The 18,355-nt window shown below is 68.8% G+C and carries 18 protein-coding genes; 9 read left to right on the top strand and 9 right to left on the bottom strand.

The window, feature by feature from the left end; all coding sequences use genetic code 11:
• The first annotated feature begins 98 nt into the window (after positions 1–98).
• Complete coding sequence (locus ASD65_RS11990) at positions 99–1,358, top strand: glycosyltransferase (protein ID WP_162248500.1); 1,260 nt, start codon at positions 99–101, stop codon at positions 1,356–1,358.
• 159 nt (positions 1,359–1,517) lie between these two features.
• Here the strand turns inward: ASD65_RS11990 and ASD65_RS11995 are convergent, their stop codons facing one another.
• Positions 1,518–3,725: a DEAD/DEAH box helicase gene (locus ASD65_RS11995; protein ID WP_056222922.1), complete on the bottom strand. Its 2,208-nt coding sequence runs from the start codon at positions 3,723–3,725 to the stop codon at positions 1,518–1,520.
• A 333-nt stretch (positions 3,726–4,058) separates the two neighbouring features.
• Here ASD65_RS11995 and ASD65_RS12000 point away from each other — a divergent pair, with 333 nt between their 5' ends.
• From ASD65_RS12000 to ASD65_RS12015, 4 genes are all read left to right on the top strand, one after another.
• Positions 4,059–5,096 carry a hypothetical protein gene (locus tag ASD65_RS12000; RefSeq protein ID WP_235566685.1) on the top strand — a complete coding sequence of 346 codons (1,038 nt, stop codon included), beginning with the start codon at positions 4,059–4,061 and terminating at the stop codon, positions 5,094–5,096.
• A gap of 58 nt (positions 5,097–5,154) precedes the next feature.
• Positions 5,155–5,757: an antibiotic biosynthesis monooxygenase gene (locus ASD65_RS12005; protein ID WP_056222928.1), complete on the top strand. Its 603-nt coding sequence runs from the start codon at positions 5,155–5,157 to the stop codon at positions 5,755–5,757.
• 2 nt (positions 5,758–5,759) lie between these two features.
• Positions 5,760–6,689, top strand: coding sequence for an aldose 1-epimerase family protein (locus ASD65_RS12010; RefSeq protein WP_056222932.1), 930 nt, complete (start codon positions 5,760–5,762; stop codon positions 6,687–6,689).
• Positions 6,690–6,875: 186 nt separating this feature from the next.
• Positions 6,876–7,910 carry a hypothetical protein gene (locus ASD65_RS12015; RefSeq protein ID WP_056222934.1) on the top strand — a complete coding sequence of 345 codons (1,035 nt, stop codon included), beginning with the start codon at positions 6,876–6,878 and terminating at the stop codon, positions 7,908–7,910.
• On the opposite strand, the gene ASD65_RS12020 is transcribed toward ASD65_RS12015, so the two are convergent.
• The 5 genes from ASD65_RS12020 to ASD65_RS12040 form a co-directional block, all read right to left on the bottom strand.
• Complete coding sequence (locus ASD65_RS12020) at positions 7,847–11,647, bottom strand: efflux RND transporter permease subunit (RefSeq protein WP_082561735.1); 3,801 nt, start codon at positions 11,645–11,647, stop codon at positions 7,847–7,849. The genes ASD65_RS12015 and ASD65_RS12020 overlap by 64 nt on opposite strands.
• A gap of 116 nt (positions 11,648–11,763) precedes the next feature.
• Positions 11,764–12,141 (bottom strand): fluoride efflux transporter CrcB, encoded by a 378-nt coding sequence (gene crcB, locus ASD65_RS12025; RefSeq protein WP_056222937.1) that lies wholly within the window; start codon positions 12,139–12,141, stop codon positions 11,764–11,766.
• Positions 12,138–12,602: a fluoride efflux transporter FluC gene (locus tag ASD65_RS12030; protein WP_056224803.1), complete on the bottom strand. Its 465-nt coding sequence runs from the start codon at positions 12,600–12,602 to the stop codon at positions 12,138–12,140. Before ASD65_RS12030 ends, crcB begins: the two co-directional genes overlap by 4 nt.
• A gap of 51 nt (positions 12,603–12,653) precedes the next feature.
• Complete coding sequence (locus ASD65_RS12035) at positions 12,654–13,616, bottom strand: DNA topoisomerase IB (RefSeq protein WP_056222940.1); 963 nt, start codon at positions 13,614–13,616, stop codon at positions 12,654–12,656.
• 35 nt (positions 13,617–13,651) lie between these two features.
• A complete protein-coding gene (locus ASD65_RS12040; protein ID WP_056222943.1) occupies positions 13,652–13,921 on the bottom strand; it encodes a DUF7218 family protein in 270 nt (89 codons plus the stop codon).
• A gap of 219 nt (positions 13,922–14,140) precedes the next feature.
• Between ASD65_RS12040 and ASD65_RS19230 the strand changes: the two genes are divergently transcribed.
• Positions 14,141–14,305 (top strand): hypothetical protein, encoded by a 165-nt coding sequence (locus ASD65_RS19230; RefSeq protein ID WP_200948663.1) that lies wholly within the window; start codon positions 14,141–14,143, stop codon positions 14,303–14,305.
• Positions 14,306–14,360: 55 nt separating this feature from the next.
• Here the strand turns inward: ASD65_RS19230 and ASD65_RS12045 are convergent, their stop codons facing one another.
• On the bottom strand, positions 14,361–15,131 hold the full coding sequence (locus ASD65_RS12045; protein WP_056222946.1) for a MerR family transcriptional regulator: 771 nt from the start codon (positions 15,129–15,131) through the stop codon (positions 14,361–14,363).
• A gap of 165 nt (positions 15,132–15,296) precedes the next feature.
• Here ASD65_RS12045 and ASD65_RS12050 point away from each other — a divergent pair, with 165 nt between their 5' ends.
• Both ASD65_RS12050 and ASD65_RS12055 read left to right on the top strand, forming a co-directional pair.
• Positions 15,297–16,244 (top strand): DUF4097 family beta strand repeat-containing protein, encoded by a 948-nt coding sequence (locus ASD65_RS12050; RefSeq protein ID WP_082561736.1) that lies wholly within the window; start codon positions 15,297–15,299, stop codon positions 16,242–16,244.
• Complete coding sequence (locus ASD65_RS12055) at positions 16,241–16,855, top strand: PadR family transcriptional regulator (protein WP_056222949.1); 615 nt, start codon at positions 16,241–16,243, stop codon at positions 16,853–16,855. Before ASD65_RS12050 ends, ASD65_RS12055 begins: the two co-directional genes overlap by 4 nt.
• A 167-nt stretch (positions 16,856–17,022) precedes the next feature.
• Here ASD65_RS12055 and ASD65_RS12060 read toward each other — a convergent pair whose 3' ends face one another.
• Complete coding sequence (locus ASD65_RS12060) at positions 17,023–17,574, bottom strand: universal stress protein (RefSeq protein ID WP_056222951.1); 552 nt, start codon at positions 17,572–17,574, stop codon at positions 17,023–17,025.
• A gap of 150 nt (positions 17,575–17,724) precedes the next feature.
• On the opposite strand from ASD65_RS12060, the gene ASD65_RS12065 reads away from it, so the two are divergent.
• Positions 17,725–17,904: a DUF3073 domain-containing protein gene (locus ASD65_RS12065; RefSeq protein ID WP_056222954.1), complete on the top strand. Its 180-nt coding sequence runs from the start codon at positions 17,725–17,727 to the stop codon at positions 17,902–17,904.
• A gap of 3 nt (positions 17,905–17,907) precedes the next feature.
• On the opposite strand, the gene ASD65_RS12070 is transcribed toward ASD65_RS12065, so the two are convergent.
• On the bottom strand, positions 17,908–18,327 hold the full coding sequence (locus tag ASD65_RS12070; protein ID WP_235566686.1) for a TIGR02611 family protein: 420 nt from the start codon (positions 18,325–18,327) through the stop codon (positions 17,908–17,910).
• Positions 18,328–18,355: the final 28 nt, after the last annotated feature.

Consider the following 18,355-nt stretch of genomic DNA (forward strand, 5'->3'; position numbering starts at 1 on the left):
GCCTATCGGGCCGGGGAAAGCGGTACTGACCGCCGCCCGCCCCCGATATCGGGGTCAGCACGGGTGACGGATGCCGCAGCATGGGCCACGATGTGACCATGGCGAAGCTCCTGCTGACGGCGATGCCCTTCACCGGGCATGTGACGCCGATGCTCTCCGTGGCGGCCGCGCTCGTCGCGCGCGGACACGACGTGCGGTTCTACACCGGCTCGGCGTTCAGACCCGGAGTCGAGGCATCCGGTGCTCGGCACGTGCCGTGGACGAAGGCGCCGGAGTTCGATGAGAACGATCTCACGGCCACCTTCCCCCGACTCGTCGGGAAGAAGGGGCTGGGGCAGCTGCTCATCAACGTGCAGGACGTCTTCATCAAGACCGCGCCGGCGCAGCTCGAGGACCTCACGGCGGAGTGGGAGCGCGAGCCGTGGGAGGCGCTGGCCGGGGACGAGATGTCGATCGGGACGGCGCTCTACGCGGAGAAGACCGCCTGCCCGTGGGGGACGGTCGCGGTGCTCCCGCTCAACCTGATCGGCCGGGAAGGGCCGCCGAGCGGGATGGGCCTGACACCGGGGCGCAATCCGGTGACCAGGCTCCGCGATGCCGTCCTCCGCACCGCGGTGCCGCTGATCGCGCGTCCGCTGTCGAAGCCGCTCGCGTCCGCCCGTGCCGAGATCGGGCTCCCGCCGTCGAAGGCGCCCTTCGACCGGGTCGCGTTCTCCGCCCGGCTGCTCGTCGCCAGCGGCGCACCGCTGCTGGATTACGAGCGCACCGACCGTCCGGCATCCGTGCACTTCGTCGGGCAGTTGCGCCCCGCACCGACACCATCCGCGCTGCCGCCCTGGTGGGCCGATCTCGACGGACGCACCGTGGTCCACGTCACGCAGGGCACGCAGAACATCGACCCGTCCGACCTGATCCGCCCGACCCTGGACGCACTGGCCGACCGAGACATGATCGTCGTCGTCTCCACCGGCGTGCCCGACCGTGACGAGCTGCCGTTCCCCGTCCCGCGCAACGCGCGCGTCGCCGGATTCCTGCCGTACGCCGATCTGCTCCCTCAGGTCGATCTCGTCGTGACCAACGGAGGCTGGGGCGGGACCCTCGCCGCTCTGGCGCACGGCATCCCGCTCGTCATCGCGGGCGGCGACCTCGACAAGCCCGAGATCGCGGCGCGCGTCGCGTGGGCAGGCGCCGGGTTCAACCTGAAGACCGGCACGCCCAGCGCGGCGAAGGTGGCCGGCGGCGTCGATCGCGTGCTGGCGGATCCGTCGTTCCGGGATGCCGCGGCACGCGTCGGGCGTCAGCTCGACGAGCTCGGCGGCCCGAACCGGGCGGCCGAGCTGCTCGAAACCCTGCTCTGACGTCCCGCATCCGTCCCGTCGTGCGGACATCGACCGCGACATGCGGCCTGTTCAAGCCGGGCGATCCGCGCGTCGGACGGGATGTCCGCAGGAAGGGACGGCCCGCAGACGCGACATGCCCGTTCGGCCGAAGCCGAACGGGCATGTGCGAGACCCGAACTACGCGGTGAGCTCGGCGTTGGTCGGCAGAGCGCCGGCGATCTCGGCGACGAGGTCGTCGCCGGGGCGGGCGTCCTCGAACGGTGCGTCGATCTCGGCGCGCTCGAGCATCTCGGTCATCTTCCGACGACGCTGACGCGTGATGAGGGTGACGACGCGACCCTGGGCACCGGCGCGACCGGTGCGGCCGGAACGGTGCAGGTACGTCTTGAACTCATCGGGCGCATCCGCCTGAACGACCAGGTCGATGTCGTCGACGTGGATGCCGCGCGCGGCGACATCGGTGGCGACGAGCACACGCACCCGACCGGAGGTGAGCCGCTCGAGGTTGCGCGTGCGCTTGGCCTGGTTGAGGTCGCCGTGCAGCGCGACGGCGGGGATGCCGCGGTCGGCGAACTGCTCGGCGAGCATCTCGGCGTAGGCGCGGGTGCGGGCGAAGACCAGGGTCTTGCCCTCACGGTCGACGAGCTCGTCGAGGATCTCGGCCTTGTCGCGGTGCTCGATGACGAGCACGCGGTGCTCGATCGTGCCGGTCTCCTGCGTCTCGCCGGCGACCTCGTAGACGGCCGGGTTGACCAGGAACTCGTCCACGACGCCGGCCACCTCGCGGTCGAGCGTCGCCGAGAAGAGCAGCTTCTGGCTGCCGACGGCGGTCTCGCGCAGGATGCGCTGGACGGGCTCGAGGAAGCCGAGCTCGCTCATGTGGTCGGCCTCGTCGATCACGGCGATCATCACGTTGGACAGGTCGAGCTTGCCCTGGTTGATGAGGTCTTCGATGCGGCCGGGGGTGCCGATGATGATGTCGACTCCCTTGCGCAGTGCGCCGACCTGACGCCCCTGGGGCACGCCGCCGTAGATCTGGGTCGTGAACAGGCCGACGCTGCGGGCGATCGGCTGGATGGTGCGGTCGATCTGCAGCGCGAGCTCGCGCGTCGGGGCGAGGATCAGGGCCATCGGAGCGCGGGCGAACTCGCGCTTCTTTCCGGCCTGAGCCTTGAGCACGCGCTCGACGAGCGGGGCGCCGAAGGCGATGGTCTTGCCGGAGCCGGTGCGGCCACGTGCGAGTACGTCGCGGCCGGCGAGCACCTCGGGGATCGTCGCGGCCTGGATCGGGAACGGCGACGGGGCGCCGAGATCGATCAGGGTGTTCGCGATGTTCTGGCCGAGGCCGAGGTCCGACCACGTGGTCGAGCCGACCTCGTCGGCCTGTACGGCCTCTGCCTGCAGGCGCTCGTGCACGACGTCCACGTGGTCGTGGTGCGCCTTCGCCTTGGTCTCGGCGTTCCAGTCGGAACGGTTCCCGGATGCCGCGGGGCGGCGGTTCTGGTCACCGAAGTCACGACGGGGACGGTCGTCGTTCGAACGAGCCGGACGCTCGGTGTACGAACGCGCGGGACGGTCGTCGTTCGAGCGCGCCGGGCGATCGCTGTACGAACGAGCCGGACGGTCATCCGAACGCGCCGGACGGTCGTTGTACGGACGCGCGGGGCGATCGCTGTACGAACGGGCACCACGGTCATCCGAACGGGCCGGGCGATCGCTGTACGAACGGGCACCACGGTCATCCGTGCGCGCCGGACGGTCGCTGTAGGAGCGGGCACCACGGTCATCCGAACGGGTCGGACGGTCGTTGCTGTACGGACGCGCGGGACGGTCGCTGTACGAACGTGCGGGACGGTCGTCCGTGCGAGCCGGACGGTCATTGTACGAACGGGCGCCCCGGTCATCCGAACGGGCCGGACGGTCATTGTACGAACGGGCGCCCCGGTCATCCGAACGGGCCGGACGGTCGTTGCTGTACGGACGCGCCGGGCGGTCGTTGTACGAACGGGCCGGGCGGTCATCGTTCGAACGCGCCGGACGGTCACTGTAGGAGCGAGCCGGACGGTCGTCGTACGAGCGCGCGGGACGGTCGCTGAACGAGCGTGCGGGACGCTCGCCCTGGGCCCGGTCGGAGCGGGGGGCATGGTCGCGGATGCCGCGGGACTCATCGCGACCGGCGCGCTGGGTCGAGGTCCAACGGCCCTTGGCCGCGGGAGCACCCTCTTCGGGTGCGCGGTAGCCGCGGTGTCCGGAGCTGCGGCTGCCGGCCTTGGCGGCACCCGTGGCGGGACGGTGCTGGCGGTCGTGGAACGACGTCTTCTTCTCGCCGTAGCGCGGCTCGAAGTTCGGGCGCGAGCTGGAGGGCTTCTTCTTGTTATTGGGCATGCTGGTGTCTTTCTGGGTTGTCTCGATGTGAGGACAGCACTCCAGAGCGCTCCGTGACATACGGAGGCAACGCCGCAACATGCGGCAAGGGAGTAACCCGGACACTGTCGGCCGGGGGCCATTTCACGTGATGGTCGTCGGGATGGAATCATCCCCACCATCGGCCCCTTGGACTCACAAACCCAACCGCGAACCATCGCGGTGTCCAGAGCCGACTGGGTTCAGTCTAGCGCAGCGGTCAATCCGACCCTGAGAAACCGCCACGACGGAGGCTTCCGGCCCTACACTGACGCCATGCGATCCGAGCAGGTCGGGCAAAGCACCGACATTTCCGTGCCAGCACCGAATCTGCGCGCCGAGTCGGAGGCCGTTTACGCGGCCGGCGCCAGCGGCATCCTCGGAGCCTTATACGGCTTCGTCGTGTCCCTCCTGGCCCCCGACCAGCCGCTGTCCACCGCCGGGGGGTCCTTCGGGCTCGCCGCTGCGATCGGGGCCGGGGTCATCGCCGTGGTCGCCGCGACGATCGGCTATTGGCGCACGCGGAACCGCCCCGGCCAGGAATGGCGCCGCGCGCTCCCCTCGTGGAAGTTCACCGTCAACACGATCTCGGTCGTGATCGTCCATGCCGCCCTGGCGTTCCTCGCCACGTTCGCGATCTTCCGGGTGCTGAGCCTCGGATTCGTCGGACTCCCGGTCATCACGTTCTGGGCCGTCGTGCTGATGGCGGTCGCCCTCGGCCTGACGGTGTACTTCGTGTACCTCTCGGTCTCGCGCATGACGACGCAGCGCATGTCGTCACTGCTGATGGCGTTCATCGTGATCGGGACGCTCACCGCGATGGTCACCACGACCGACCCGGCATGGTGGACCATCCACTTCAGCCACCTCGGCTCGTTCACGTCGCTCTCGAGCTTCATCTTCAACGGCACGCTGATCGCCGGAGGCCTGCTCGTGACGACGTTCGCGGTCTACCTCGCCCATGACATGCAGGCGCTCCACGAAGCCGGGGTGCTCACGAACCCCCGTGCCCCGCGCACCGTCTCGGTGCTGTTCGTGATCATGGGAGTCATGCTCGCCTGCGTCGGGATCTTCCCCGTCAACGTGAACCTGCTGCTGCACAACCTCTCGGCGTCCGGAATGGCAGCGATGTTCCTGGCGCTCCTGATCAGCGGCCCCAGGGTGCTGAAGGGGATGCCGCGCACCTACTTCCTCGCATCCTGGGTGTTCCTGGCCGCGACCGTGGCCTCGGTCATCCTGTTCATCGTCACCTACTTCACGCTCACCGCCTTCGAGATCATCGTCTTCGCGCTGATCTTCGGCTGGATCTCCTTCTTCATCCGCTTCCTCGGGGTCACCGGCCAGAAGGACTGAGCCGGCCGCCGCTCGCCCGCCGGCATCGACGGACAGGAAGATCGAGTGGAATAGGACCATGACGGACCAACCCATCACCGTCGCGATCGAGCGACGCATCGATCCCGCACGCGCATCCGTGGCCACAAGCTGGATGCAGGCGGGAACCGACCTGGCCACCACCTTCGACGGATTCCTCGGCTCCGGCTGGGTCCGGGCGGGTGAGGGCAGCGACCTCTGGTACATGCTGTACCGCTTCCGCGACATCCCCACGCTCGAGGCGTGGGAACAGTCCGCGCAGCGCGAATGGTGGCTCGACTCCGGTCGACCGTTCGCCCACGAGGTCCGCGTCGAGCGGCGCACCGGGATCGAGGGATGGTTCGACGCCCCGTTCGCGACGCACATCGAATCGATGGGCGAGACGGATGCCGCGACCCCGACCGGTCCGATCCTGCAGCCGATCCCGGCAGCCCCACCCCGGTGGAAGCAGGCGGTCACGATCTGGCTCGGCTTCTTCCCGACGAATCTCCTGGCGACGTGGCTGCTGAGCTACGTGCCGGGGCTGGGGGATTGGCCGCTCGTGCTGCGGGTGCTGCTGACCACGGTGCTGCTGACGCCGATCATGACCTACTTCGTCCTACCCTGGGTGACGCGGCTGCTGCGGCCGTGGCTGCAGAGGTGATGATGAGTACGACGCTTCCCGCCGATCCCACCGGACGGCAGGTGCATCTCGCGACCGCCGATGGGCGGGTCACCGCCCAGATCGCGCAGGTCGGGGCCTCCCTTCGCGGTCTGCGGGTCACCGGGATCGACCTCGTCCCGCCCTACCCGGCGGGCACGATGACGCCCGCCGCCTCCGGTGTCGTGCTGGTGCCGTGGCCCAATCGGGTCCGCGACGGCGCCTGGACGCAGCGCGGTGCGAGCCACCGTCTGCCGATCACCGACATCCCGACGGGCACCGCCTCGCACGGACTGCTGCGGTTCGCGTCGTACGACATCGTGGACGAGTCGGCGGATGCGGTCAGCTTGAGCGCGCCGGTCGTCCCGCGCTCGGGCTACCCGTTCCACCTCGACACGACGGTCACCTACGCGGTCACCGCGTCGGGGATCGAGGTCACCCACCGCGTCACGAACATCGGAGCGGATGATGCACCCGTCGCTCTCGGCACGCACCCCTACGTGTGCCTCGGCGACGTGGCCACCGCGGACCTGACCCTGACCGTTCCGGGCGCGACACGGTTCGTGCTGGATGAGCGGCTGCTGCCGGTGGACGAGGTCGCCGTCACTCCCGACGTCGACCTGCGCGCGGGCGCTCGGCTGGGCGACGTGACCCTGAATTACGCCTACGGTTCGCTCGGTCGGTCCGCCGACGGACGCGTGCGCACGACACTCGTCGCGGCCGACGGGCGCTCGGTCGAGCTCTGGCAGGGGCCGGGATTCGACTACGTGCAGGTGTACACGATGGATGCATATCCAGGCCAGGCGCTGGCGGTCGCCGTCGAGCCGATGACCGCCCCTCCTGACGCGCTGAACTCCGGTCAGGGTCTGCGCTGGCTCGCGTCAGGCGAGTCGTGGGAGCTGCGCTGGGGAATCGCATCCTCGCTCTCGCTGTAGCCACTGGCGAGAGTCTTCATTCACCCGTAATACCCGGATTGCGCGAATCACGTCCCGATCAGGATACGATCAGCGAGAAAGAGTCATCTGGGGACGACTAAGGCTTCGCGTTCCCGATCCGTGGGGGCGGCGGTCACGTCGTAGGGGAACCCGGTCGGGGGCGCTACGAACGAACCTGCGTAAAAAATGACCCTTGCTCCGACCATTGTCACTCCGCGACGCTTCCTGGCGTCTCTCACCGGCCTGCCGCACGGCATCACCCGAGTTGCCAGCGCGCGTGCGTTCTCCACCATCGCCGGTCTCCTCGCGATCGGCGTCGCCTTGGCGATCCTGACGACTCCCGACCCGCTGTGGTGGCACCTGCATTTCAGCCACCTGGGCACCTTCCCGGTGCTCTCCGGCGCGATCTTCAACGCGACGATCATGACGACGGGCACCCTGATCGCCCTGTTGTCGCGGCGCGTCTACATCGAGCTTCGCGCGCATGTCGCGCGATCCCGCTCACACCGCCGCTCTCCGATCGTGCTGTCGACGCTCACCGCGTCGGTGGGACTGCATCTGACGGGCGTGGGGCTCGTTCCGATCGACACCTTGACCGCGCTGCACGAAGGCCTGGCATTCGGCATCCCGATCTCGGTCGCGGCCATGATGATCGCCGCCCCCGCCCTCCTGCGCGGGACCGGGCGTCCGCTCGGAAAGCGGACGATCCCGGCGGCCGGGGCTCTTGTCGGCGCCTACGTCGTGATGAACCTGGGGTTCATCAACCTCGCCGCGTTCGAGCTGATCGGCTTCACCGCGATGTTCGTCTGGATGACCATGTTCCTCGGATGCCTCGTGCCGCGGGCCGCGGCGTCCGCTCCCGAGACCGCCCCCGCAGGCCGGATGCGGGAGATCGACGGACACCACGCGGTTGCTTCCGCCGCCCGGCTTGCGGGCCCCGCGCTCGGTCTCTCCTTCGCGCCCCTCGTGACCTCACGCTCCCTTGACGGAGATGGCGGCGCGACCGTGTCGTGTCTCACACCGCTCCCGCATCGTGCGATCAGCGTCTCCTCGGCTCCCCGCGCTCACCCGAAGGGTGGGCACGGGCCCGCGCCGGCGACATCCGGACGTTCGTCGGATATCAGTCCGACGCGGAGCCTCTTCCCACCGGTGCTGCGTCAGACCGTGTCGTCGGGCCGGCTTTCGCGATCCCCGGTCTGCTCGTCATCCGTCTCGGCCTGATCCGGCGACTCCTCCGCTGACTCCGCCTCGGCGGTATCGGCGTCCGCGCTGGGCGCGGACTCCTCGGCCGGCTCGACCGTGGCTTCGTCGGCCTCTGGCTCGTCGCTCGCGGACTCCTCCACGGGCTCATCGGTCGCTTCGTCCGACTCCGACTCCTCCGCAGGCTCGTCTGGCTCGTCGCTCGCGGACTCCTCCGCGGGCTCGTCCGATGCGGTCTCGTCCGACTCCGGCTGATCCGTGGCCACGTCGGTCGCGACTGCGGCATCCGCCTCAGCATCCGGCTCCACCTCGGCCAGGGACTCGGCGTCGACGTCTGTCTCGGCGCCCGACTCGGTGTCGGAATCAGACTCGGCATCCCCGGCCTCTGCAACGTCAGCCTCGACCTCGACCGCATCGGCGTCGGACTCCACAGCCGCGGCGGCTGCGGCATCCGCAGAATCCGTCTCGACCGTCGCGGACTCGAGAGCCGCAGCACCGGCAACGACCTGCGCCGACGCGGGGACATCGATGATGCCGGTGTCGGTCGGCACCTCGCCGTTTGCCTCGCTCATGGCGCGACGGGCGCGGCGCGACTCGAAGACCATCGGGGCCGCCTCGGCCGCCGCGACACCGGCGAGAGCCAGCGCGGGCTCCGGCTCTGCGACGACGCCGTCCTGTCCCTTCCGGCGGGCGGCGCGACGCTCGCGGGCACCCTCGACGAGGTTGTACAGCGTCGGCAGCACGAGGAGCGTGAGCACGGTGGAGGAGATGAGTCCGCCGATCACGACGATCGCGAGCGGCTGCGAGATGAAGCCGCCGTGCCCGGTGAGGCCCATCGCCATGGGCGTGAGGGCGAAGATCGTCGCGAGAGCGGTCATCAGGATCGGTCGCAGACGGCGCGCGCCACCGGCGATGGTCGCATCGTGCGCGGACAGCCCCTTCTCGCGGTACTGGTTGACCAGGTCCACGAGCACGATCGCATTCGTCACGACGATGCCGATCAGCATCAGCACGCCGATGAGCGACGCGACGCCCAGCGGCACACCGGTCGCGATCTGCAGCAGGATCGCACCCGTCGCCGCGAACGGCACCGACACGAGCAGCAGCAGCGGCTGGCGCAGCGACTTGAACGTCGCGACCATCACGATGTAGACGATCAGGATCGCGGCGAGCATCGCGAGACCCAGCTGCGAGAAGGCGTCCTCCTGCTGGGAGACGACGCCGCCCAGCGAGGCATCCGCCGACGCGGGAAGGTCGGCGTCGGCGAGCGCGGTCGTCACGCTGGCCGAAGCCGTCGCGAGGTCATCCGTAGACGGCGAGACCGTCACCGTGGCCGTGCGCTGTCCGCGCTCGGTGGTGATCGAGGTCGGCCCCTCGCTCTGCTCGACCGTGGCGACGTCCGACAGCGGGATCGGACCGGCGGCGCTGGGCACGGTGAGGGCGCGCAGCTCGTCGATCGTGGCCGGGGTCTGCGACGCGGCGAGGTACACCGTGAGCTGCGTCTCGTCGATCTCGACGGCACCGATCCGCTGCGGCTGCATCGTGTTGGACACGAGGGCGCCGACGGCGACCTCGGACAGGCCGAGCGAGGCGGCCTTGTCACGGTCGACGGTCACCGCGATGTACGGGAGGGATGCCGAGAGGTTGCTGGAGACCTGCCCGACGCCGTCGCGGCCGGTGACCGATTCCACCACGGCATCCGTCGCGGTCTGCAGCGTGTCGCCGTCCGGAGCGGTGATGTCGATGGCGATGTCGCTCGAGCCGAACCCGCCGCCGTTGGAGGCGATGGTGATGGTGCCGGCGTCGTCCAGATCGGCGACGGCCTGCTGCACGTCCTCGCGGACGGCTACCTGGTCGGCGTCCGGGTCGGTCGTGATCGAGTAGGTGATCCCGCTCCCGCCGCCGGAGAAGGCGTCGCGCAGCGCGGATCCGCTGGAGCCGATCGACACCTGCACGGTCTGGATGCCGTCGATGCCCTGCAGCGCGTCCTCGACCTGCGCGGCGGCGGCGTCCTCGGCGTCCAGGCTCGGCGCCGGGCCGATGTCCTGCGTCATGGTGAACGTGTTCTGGCCCGAGTCACCGAGGAAGTTCGTCTTCATGAGCGGCGCGATCGCGACCGTGCCCGCGAGCACCAGCACCGCGATCAGCAGCGTGACCCAGGAGTGCTTGAGGGTCCAGCGCAGCACCGGCAGGTACGCCTTCTGCAGGCGGCTGGGCGGGGATGCCGGGTCCTCTGGGTCGATCTCCTGCCCGTGGGCGTCGAGGATCGGCTTGCCGGGGCGCAGGAACCAGTACGCCAGCACCGGCACGATCGTCAGGGCCACGAACAGCGACGCCGTCATGGCGATCGTCACGGTCATCGCGAACGGGCGGAAGAGCTCGCCGGTGACGTCACCGACGAACGCGATGGGCAGGAAGACCGCGACGGTGGTGATGGTGGAGGCGGTGATGGCCGAGGCGACCTCGCGCACCGCGCGCTTGATCGACGCCATCTTGTCGGCATCGCCGACGTAGTGCCGCTTGATGTTCTCGATCACGACGATCGAGTCGTCCACGACACGACCGATCGCGATGGTCAGAGCACCCAGCGTGAGGATGTTCAGCGAGTAGCCGAACGCCTGGATCCCGATGAAGGTGATCAGCACGCTGGTCGGGATCGAGATGGCCGTGACGAGCGTGGCACGCACCGACAGCAGGAACAGCAGGATCACGAGCACGGCGAAGACGAGCCCCAGCATGCCCTCCTGCGCGAGCGCCTCGATCGACTGCTGGATGTACGGGGCCTGGTCGAACACGACCGTGAAGGTGGCGCCGTCGAGGCTCTTCTCCAGATCCGGCAGCACCGCGAGGACACCGCGCGAGACGTCCACCGTGTTGGCGGACGGGAGCTTGGTGACGGCGATCGTCAGAGCGGGCTCGCCATCGACGCGGGAGATCGAGGTGACGGGATCGGTGTCGGAGGCCACGGTCGCGACATCCGCGATCGTGACGGGACCGGACTGGAACTGCGCCGCATCCGTCGGCACCAGCGGCAGCGCCGCCAGGTCATCGACCGTCGTGATCTTCACGCCGGTCTGCACCGTCAGTGTCTGGTCGTTCTCGGTGATCTCACCGCCCGGGAACAGGACGCCGTTCTGGTCGAGCGCATCGCGGATCGCCTGCTGGGTGAACCCGGCCTCGGCGAGCTTGGCCTGGTCGGGGGTGATCGTGATGCGCTGGCCGACGCCGCCGACGATCTGCGCGGCGTTGACCCCGGCGACGTCCTCGAGCTCGGGGACGACGTTCGCCTCGAGCTGCGCCTGGATCGTCTCCTGGTCGTCGTAGCCGGTCACCGCGAGCTGGATCACCGGGAAGTCGTCGATGCTCGCGGAGATGACGTTCGGGTCGACGCCCTCCGGCAGCTGGCTCTTGATGCGGTTGATCGCCTGCGTGATCTTCTGCTCGGCCGTGGCGAGGTTGGTGCCGTACGTGAAGGACGCCTGGATGATCGAGGCGTTGGTCGTGCTCGTGGCGCTCGTGGACTCCAGCCCCGGTACACCCTGGATCGCGGTCTCGATCGGCGTCGAGACGTCGTTCGCGACCACCTCGGGCGAGGCGCCCGGGTAGGTCGAGACGACGATCAGCGCGGGGAACTCGATCGAGGGGATCAGTTCCTGCTTGAGGTTCGTGAGTGCGAGACCGCCGAAGATCGCGGCGACGATGGTGATCAATGCGATGAGCGCGCGGTTGCGCAGGCTCAGAACGGCAAGTTTCGACACGGTGTCTCTCAGTGGAGGAGTGGTCGACGGCACTCAAGAGGCACCGCCGATACGGTGCTGTATTCGACGCGTTCAGTATCCCATGCGCGTGAGCCGCACAACCCTGCGGACATCGGCTAGAACGAGCGGCCCAGCACCAGTCCCAGCATGGCTGCGAGGACGGTCACGACGATCATCCCGAGGCCGTTGATCCACGCGTCGCGGTGCCGCCCCTTCTGGAACAGGTGCACGGTGTCGACCATCGCCGTGCTGAAGGTCGTGTAACCGCCCATCACTCCGCCGCCGATGACGAACAGCCACTCCGAATCCAGCACCGACGACGCAGCGAGACCGGTGAGCAGCCCCAGGAGGAAGGAGCCGGAGACGTTGATGATCGCGGTGCCCCACGGGAAGCCGCTCTTCACGTGCCGCATGATGAGGCCGTCCACGACGAAGCGCAGACTCGCGCCGATGCCGCCGCCGACGACGGCCGCGAGGAAGACGAGGCCGTTCATGCCTGGCCCTCCGTCGTTCGGGCCGGGAGTCGGCCGCCCAGCCAGATCCCGAGGGCCGCGGCGGCGAAACCGGCGATGACCGAGAAGAGCGCGTAGCCGACGGCGAGCGCGGCGTTGGTCTCGAACAGCGTCGCGGTGTCGGTGGCGAGCGAGCTGTAGGTCGTGAAGCCGCCCATGATCCCGGTGCCGGCGAACAGTCGCAGATCGCGGCGTCGCGGGGTCTCCGGCTTCACCCGCCCGAGCGCCGTCAGCAGGAACCCCAGGAGGAGCGCGCCCAGCACGTTGACGATCAGAACCGCCCAGGGCACCCCGCCGTTCGCCGGGAGGGCCAGGGACAGGCCTTCGCGGCCGGAGGTGCCGATCGCTCCTCCGAGGAAGACGAGCAGGATCAGCTGCCACTGCGCGAAGGCCGGTCTGACATGCTTCGGGGCGCTGTCCTGCACGTGCTCGACGGCCGTCATGTCGCCAGGATAGCGAGCGGCCGGGTCGCCGTCACGGGGGTCCACGACCGATCAGTCCAGCAGCAGAGCACGTATCGCGGCATCTCTCGATCCGTCCAGCGAGAGCAGCCGCCCGCGCCGGTATCGGTCGAACACGCGCGGATCGATGTAGGAGTTGCGCGCCACGGCCGCCGTGTTGCCGAGACCGTCGGCGGTCGCCTGAACCGCGAGCGTCTCTGCCCTCTTGCGATCCTTCTTCGTGTCGACGACGCCGATCTGCGCAAGCGCCTCCGCGGCCAGGATCGTGCCGCGCAGCGTTCGGAAGTCCTTGGCCGTGAACGACCCGCCGGTCAGCGCGCGCACGTGGGCGTTCACATCACTCGGCGACAACGGCACCCGCCGTCGGCCCCGTTCGTACGACAGCAGCGCCGAGCGCGGCCGTCCGATCGCGAGCTCCGTCACGACGGTGGCGAGATCTTCGTCCTCGATCGTCAGCAGCGCGCGCTTCCCGCTCTTGGCGGGATAGGAGAGGGTGATCAGGGATGCCTCGACCACCGCGTCACGCCGTTGCAGCGTGGTCAGTCCTCTGCTGCCGTGGGAAGTGAAGTACTTCGCCGATCCGACCCGCGGCGCGACCTGGTCCAGCAGTCGGAAGGCGGTCGCGAGCACGCGTTCGCGCCCCAGACCCTCGCGCCGCAGAGCCGTCGTCGCCTTGGCTCGCGCGCGCGGCAGGGAATCGGCCAGCGCGAGGGCACGCGCGTACTTCCCCCGATCGCGACGCTGCGTCCAGCGGGGGTGGTAGATGTACTGACGACGGCCCGCGTCATCCGTGCCGACGACCTGGATATGGCCCATCGCCTCCTTCGAGATCCACACGTCGGTCCAGGCCGGCGGGATCACGAGGTCATCGATGCGTTCGCGCTCCGCCTCCGGGAGTGCGGCACCGTGATCGTCGAGGTAGCGGAATCCCCTGCCGGCACGGACGCGGCGGTAGCCGGGGTCCTCCGCGGGGTGCACACGGATGAGTTTCGGCACGATGTCGTCCTCCTCGCGCCGAGAGCCGGCCGTTGTCAGTGGTTGCGCAGCATCGAGATGAGTTCGCCTTTGCGCTTACCCGAGTATCCCGTGATCCCCAGTTCCTTCGCACGCGCCCGGAGTCTCGGCACGGTCCACTCGTCGTAGTCCCCCGCCTCCCCGCCGCGGCGACCGACGGTGGCCCGACCGTCGCGCGCGGCAGCATTGGAGATGCGCGCCGCCTTCTCTTTTGAGGCTCCCTCGTCGCGCAGCTCCTCGTAGAGCTGGGGATCCTTCAGACTGTTCGATCCGCGTCCACCCGGCATCGTGTGCTCCTTCCGCCCTCGCCTGCGACGGTAGATCGCCCGCTGCGGCACGGACAGGGCTTGACGGTACGACGCGCGGGTGTTAGCGGCGGGGTCTGGGCCTGTCAACCCCGTAGCCGGACGGGCACGATGGTGGCAGTATCTCCTGCGTGCCAACGTTTTCGGCACCCGTGTGCGGAACATCACTCGCGCCCGGCTGAAGGAGAAGGAGTACCCTCCATGAACCTAGCCCTCATCATCGTCATCGTCGTCGCGATCGTCCTTGCGATCATCGGCGGATTGAACTCGGCGCTGAACTGGCTCCTCTGGGTCGCGATCATCGCCGCGGTGATCGCGCTGATCGTCTTCCTCTTCCGTGTCATCAGCGGACGCAACCGGACGTAGCCCGAGAAGCGACGAAGCGGATGCCGCGGGCTTGAGCCCGCGGCATCCGCTGTTTCTAGAGGCTGTCCTCCGCGTACGCGCGCAAGGCGTCGCGGACGAATTCGGCGCCCGCCGTTCCGCCCGCCGCCGTCGCGTAGTTCGCGCCGAAGCGCGGATCGGCGACGTACATCTCGCCGAGGCCGATGACGTAGCCCTTCACATCGCCCCCGGGGGTGGCCGCGGGCGTGCCGGGCACACTCGTCAGCCAGTCCACGTGCCGGGCCGCGAGCGCCTGTGCCGCCGCGCTGTCGGGCGCGAGGCCGCTCTCGGCCGCCGCGACCCAGTCGCGGCCGAGGTCGGTCACGCGCTGCTGCCACGCCGCCTTCTCGTCGGCGCTCATCGAGCGCCACCACGCATCGCTGCGCGCGTACGCGGCCTTGCCCCAGCGCTCCTCGACCTCCTCCTTGTACCGGGTGTGGTCGAAGCCGTCGAACATGTTCTCTGCCATGAGTCGTTCACCTCCCTTCAATGCCTCGATGGTGCTCTGCACCGACGCGATCTGCCGCGCCAGCCTGTCCTGTTCCTGCTGCAGCCACGCGAGGTGGCCGGCCAGCGCGTCCTCCTGCGGGGTTCCGCGATCGAGCACCTCCGCGATCTGCGGCAGTCCGAGTCCGAGGTCTCGCAGCAGCAGGATCCGCTGCAGCCGCAGCAGAGCGTCCTGGTCGTAGTGGCGGTAGCCGTTTCCGGCGATGCGCGACGGGCGCAGCACGCCGATGTCGTCGTAGTGACGCAGAGTGCGACTCGTCGTTCCGGCGAGCTTCGCGATCTGTTGGATGGACCACTCCATGGGCCACCTCCTTTCGTGTTTTCCACGGTAAAGGTTGACGTGGCGTCAATGTCAAGCCCGAGGCATCCGACTTTTGCGACGGCAGACTTGACAGACTCGCGATATATCGTGTTATTGTTCCTTATCGCGATATATCGCGAGCTATCTCAGAACCCAGGAGCAACAATGACCCTCGAGAAGTGGATCATCCACCCGGGCGAAACGCGCGTCATCGACATCGAGACCGTGCGCAAGCTCAAAGTCGGCCTCGTCGGAGGCCAGATCGACGTCATCGCGCACGATGAGCCCGGCATGCGGATCGAAGTGCACGACGTCACCGTCAAAGATCTGCGGATCGAGGTGACCGGTGACGTCGTCGAGATCGACCACCCGCAACTGCGCTGGGACAACTTCCTCGAAGTGTTCCGCAACTTCGGTTCGGGCGGCGCGAAAGCCGAGATCAGCGTCGCCGTGCCCCGCGCGATCGCTCTCACCCTCGGTGTCGTGAGTGCGAGCGCGCTCGTCTCCGGCATCCGCAACGACGCCCGATTGAACACGGTGTCCGGCGACATCATCGTCGACGGAATCATCGGCGACCTCACGGTCAACGCCGTCTCCGGCGACGTACAGGTGCGCGAGCTGGTCGGCGCCCTCAACGCGAACAGCGTGTCGGGGGATGTCGCGGCCACCGGAGAGATCCGCAAGGCCACGATCGACACGGTCTCGGGCGCGATGTTCGTCGACTCGGTCGGCGAGATCGGCCAGATCAACCTCAACACGGTCAGCGGCAACGCCACCATGCGGCTGGACGAAGGCCTGCCCGCGAACTACGTCGTGCGCAGCGTGAGCGGGCGCGTGCAGCTGGACGGCATCGTCCGTTCCGGCGGCAGCCCCACGACCAACTACGCCGGCTCGGTGGGCGAGCTCAGCGGCTCGTTCGTCGACCTGCGGGCCAACTCGGTGTCGGGCGATGTGACCGTCGTGCGCCGCGCCGGAGCCCCGATCCCCGCCCCGGCGCCCGCGCCGGCCGTCGATCCCGGCGAAGAGGCGTTCGGCGACGACGCTTCCGGCGGCTTCGCCAGCGGGTTCGGTACCGACTTCGGCAAGGACTTCGGCCAGGAGGACCGGTCATGAGCCCCGTCTTCTCCCACGGAGATCTGCGCCTGTACCTGCTGAACCTCCTCGACGAGGGTCCGCGGCACGGCTACGACATCATGCAGGCACTCTCGGACCGCACCGGCGGCACCTACACGCCGAGCGCCGGCACCATCTACCCCCGGCTCGCGAAGCTCGAGGAAGAGGGTTTGGTGACGAAGTCGGTCGACGGCCGCAAGACGGTCTACGAGATCACGGATGCGGGTCGCGCCGAAGTGGCGCTGCGCTCGGCCGACCTCGAGGGGATCGAGGCGGGTCTCACCGACTCGGTCCGCCTGATCGCCGACGAGGTGCGCGGCAGCGTCCGCGATGCGATGAAGAGTCTGCGCGCCGACCTCGCCGCCGCCTCCCGCGACGAGCGCGCGAGCGCGACGCGCACGTACACACCCCCGCAGGACGACCCGCGAACGCAGAGTCGCGAACAGCTCCACCGGGCGGATGCCGCGATCAACGAGTTCCGCGCCCGCGTGCGCAGCGACCTGCGCACGCATGTCGCGCGCGGCGGGTCGCTGGAGGCCTCGCTCATCGACACGCTCACCACGGCGTTGGACGACGTCGCCGGCGCGCTCACCCGCGGACTGCGGGGCTGACATGGACTCGTCGGGCGACGCGAACGACATGCGCACGGACGCGAGCAAGGGCGGGACCGAGCCTGCACGTCACGCGTCGCCCGACGTACAGGCTCGGCGCGAGGAGCACGATGCGCGCCCACGCCGCACGACAGGACCCATCCGGGTCCTGTGCTGAGGCCGCTGGGCTAGGCCTGGTCCGGCCAGATGTCTTCGTCGTCGGCGACCGGCTCCCCCAGCGGCACGACCAGGATCGGCCGGTGCTGACGGTGCGCGAGCCGGGCGGCGACCGCACCGGTGAAGAACTCGCGGATGGATTCGCCGATTCCCCGCTTGCGGGTGCCGACGACCAGGAGCTTCGCGTCCACCTGCTCCGCAAGGTGCTTGATCGCCAGAGCGGGGTCGCCCACCAGCTGATGGACCGCCCACTGGACGTCGTGCCCGTCGAGGAGCTCCTTCGCCGCCGCGTCGACCTCGGCCAGGTCGCTCTCACCCACGGCCCCGTTGATATCGATGGGTGCCGAGTGGACGTAGCCGTCGGGATCCTCGTAGGTGACGAAGCGTGTCACGTCCACGTGCACCACCAGAAGCGGTGCGTGCAGCAGCCGCGCGTAGCGCGCAGCTTCCTTCAGGACACGGCCGGACTGCCCGGGGATGACACCCACGATGACGGCGCCGTGCATGGCCGCCTCATCGAAAGCGGGATCCTTCGCCGGAATGGCGGATGCCTCTTCGGACATACTCTGTGCAGCCCCTCTCAAATGGGCCACTGGCCGCGGGTGGGCAGAGGCTCCGTGATATCCTGAATGTTACTCTTACCGGCTTGCGGCCGGTTTCGTGAACGTAGCGGGTGACGCAAAGCCCGCGTCGCAGAAATGAGGGGGTCTCGCATGGGGCGTGGCCGTCAGAAGGCGAAACACACCAAGATCGCGCGGGAGCTGAAGTCCTACAGCCCGAGCGTCAATTACTCTGCCCTCGAACGGGAGCTGCACCCTCAGGGGGAAGGCGACCTCTACGTCGACAAGTGGGCCGACGAGCACGAGGACGAGTACGAAGAAGAGAAGGCCTGACGCTCAGGCGGCTGCCTTCGCCGAGGCCCTGCGCGCGCGACGAGCGCGCCACCAGGTCCAGAATCGGTCGAGCTGCCGCTTGAGCCACGCGGCGATCCGTCGCGCCCAGTGGAACTCGGTGCCGAGGATCGCCAGCCCGAGGAACACGATCAACCACCCCGGACCCGGCAGCGGCACCAGGAGCAGTCCGGCGACGCTGAGCAGCCCTCCGAAGACGCCGACGGCGACACGGTAGGCGACATTCAGCCGCGGATGCCGCGACACCCAGTCGCGTACCTGCCGCAGCATGCGCCGGATCGGGCGATCAGGGCGCTCGGCCGCGACGATCTCCGCACGCACGGTGCGTTCGAGGTCATCGGAGAGGTGCTCTCCACCCCATACGGCGGATTGCTCGGCGTTGCTGGGAAGCGGTTCGCGACTCATGCACCGAAGATAACACGATATATCGCGA

Origin of the sequence: Microbacterium sp. Root61, from assembly GCF_001427525.1 — a bacterium.
GTDB lineage: Bacteria > Actinomycetota > Actinomycetes > Actinomycetales > Microbacteriaceae > Microbacterium.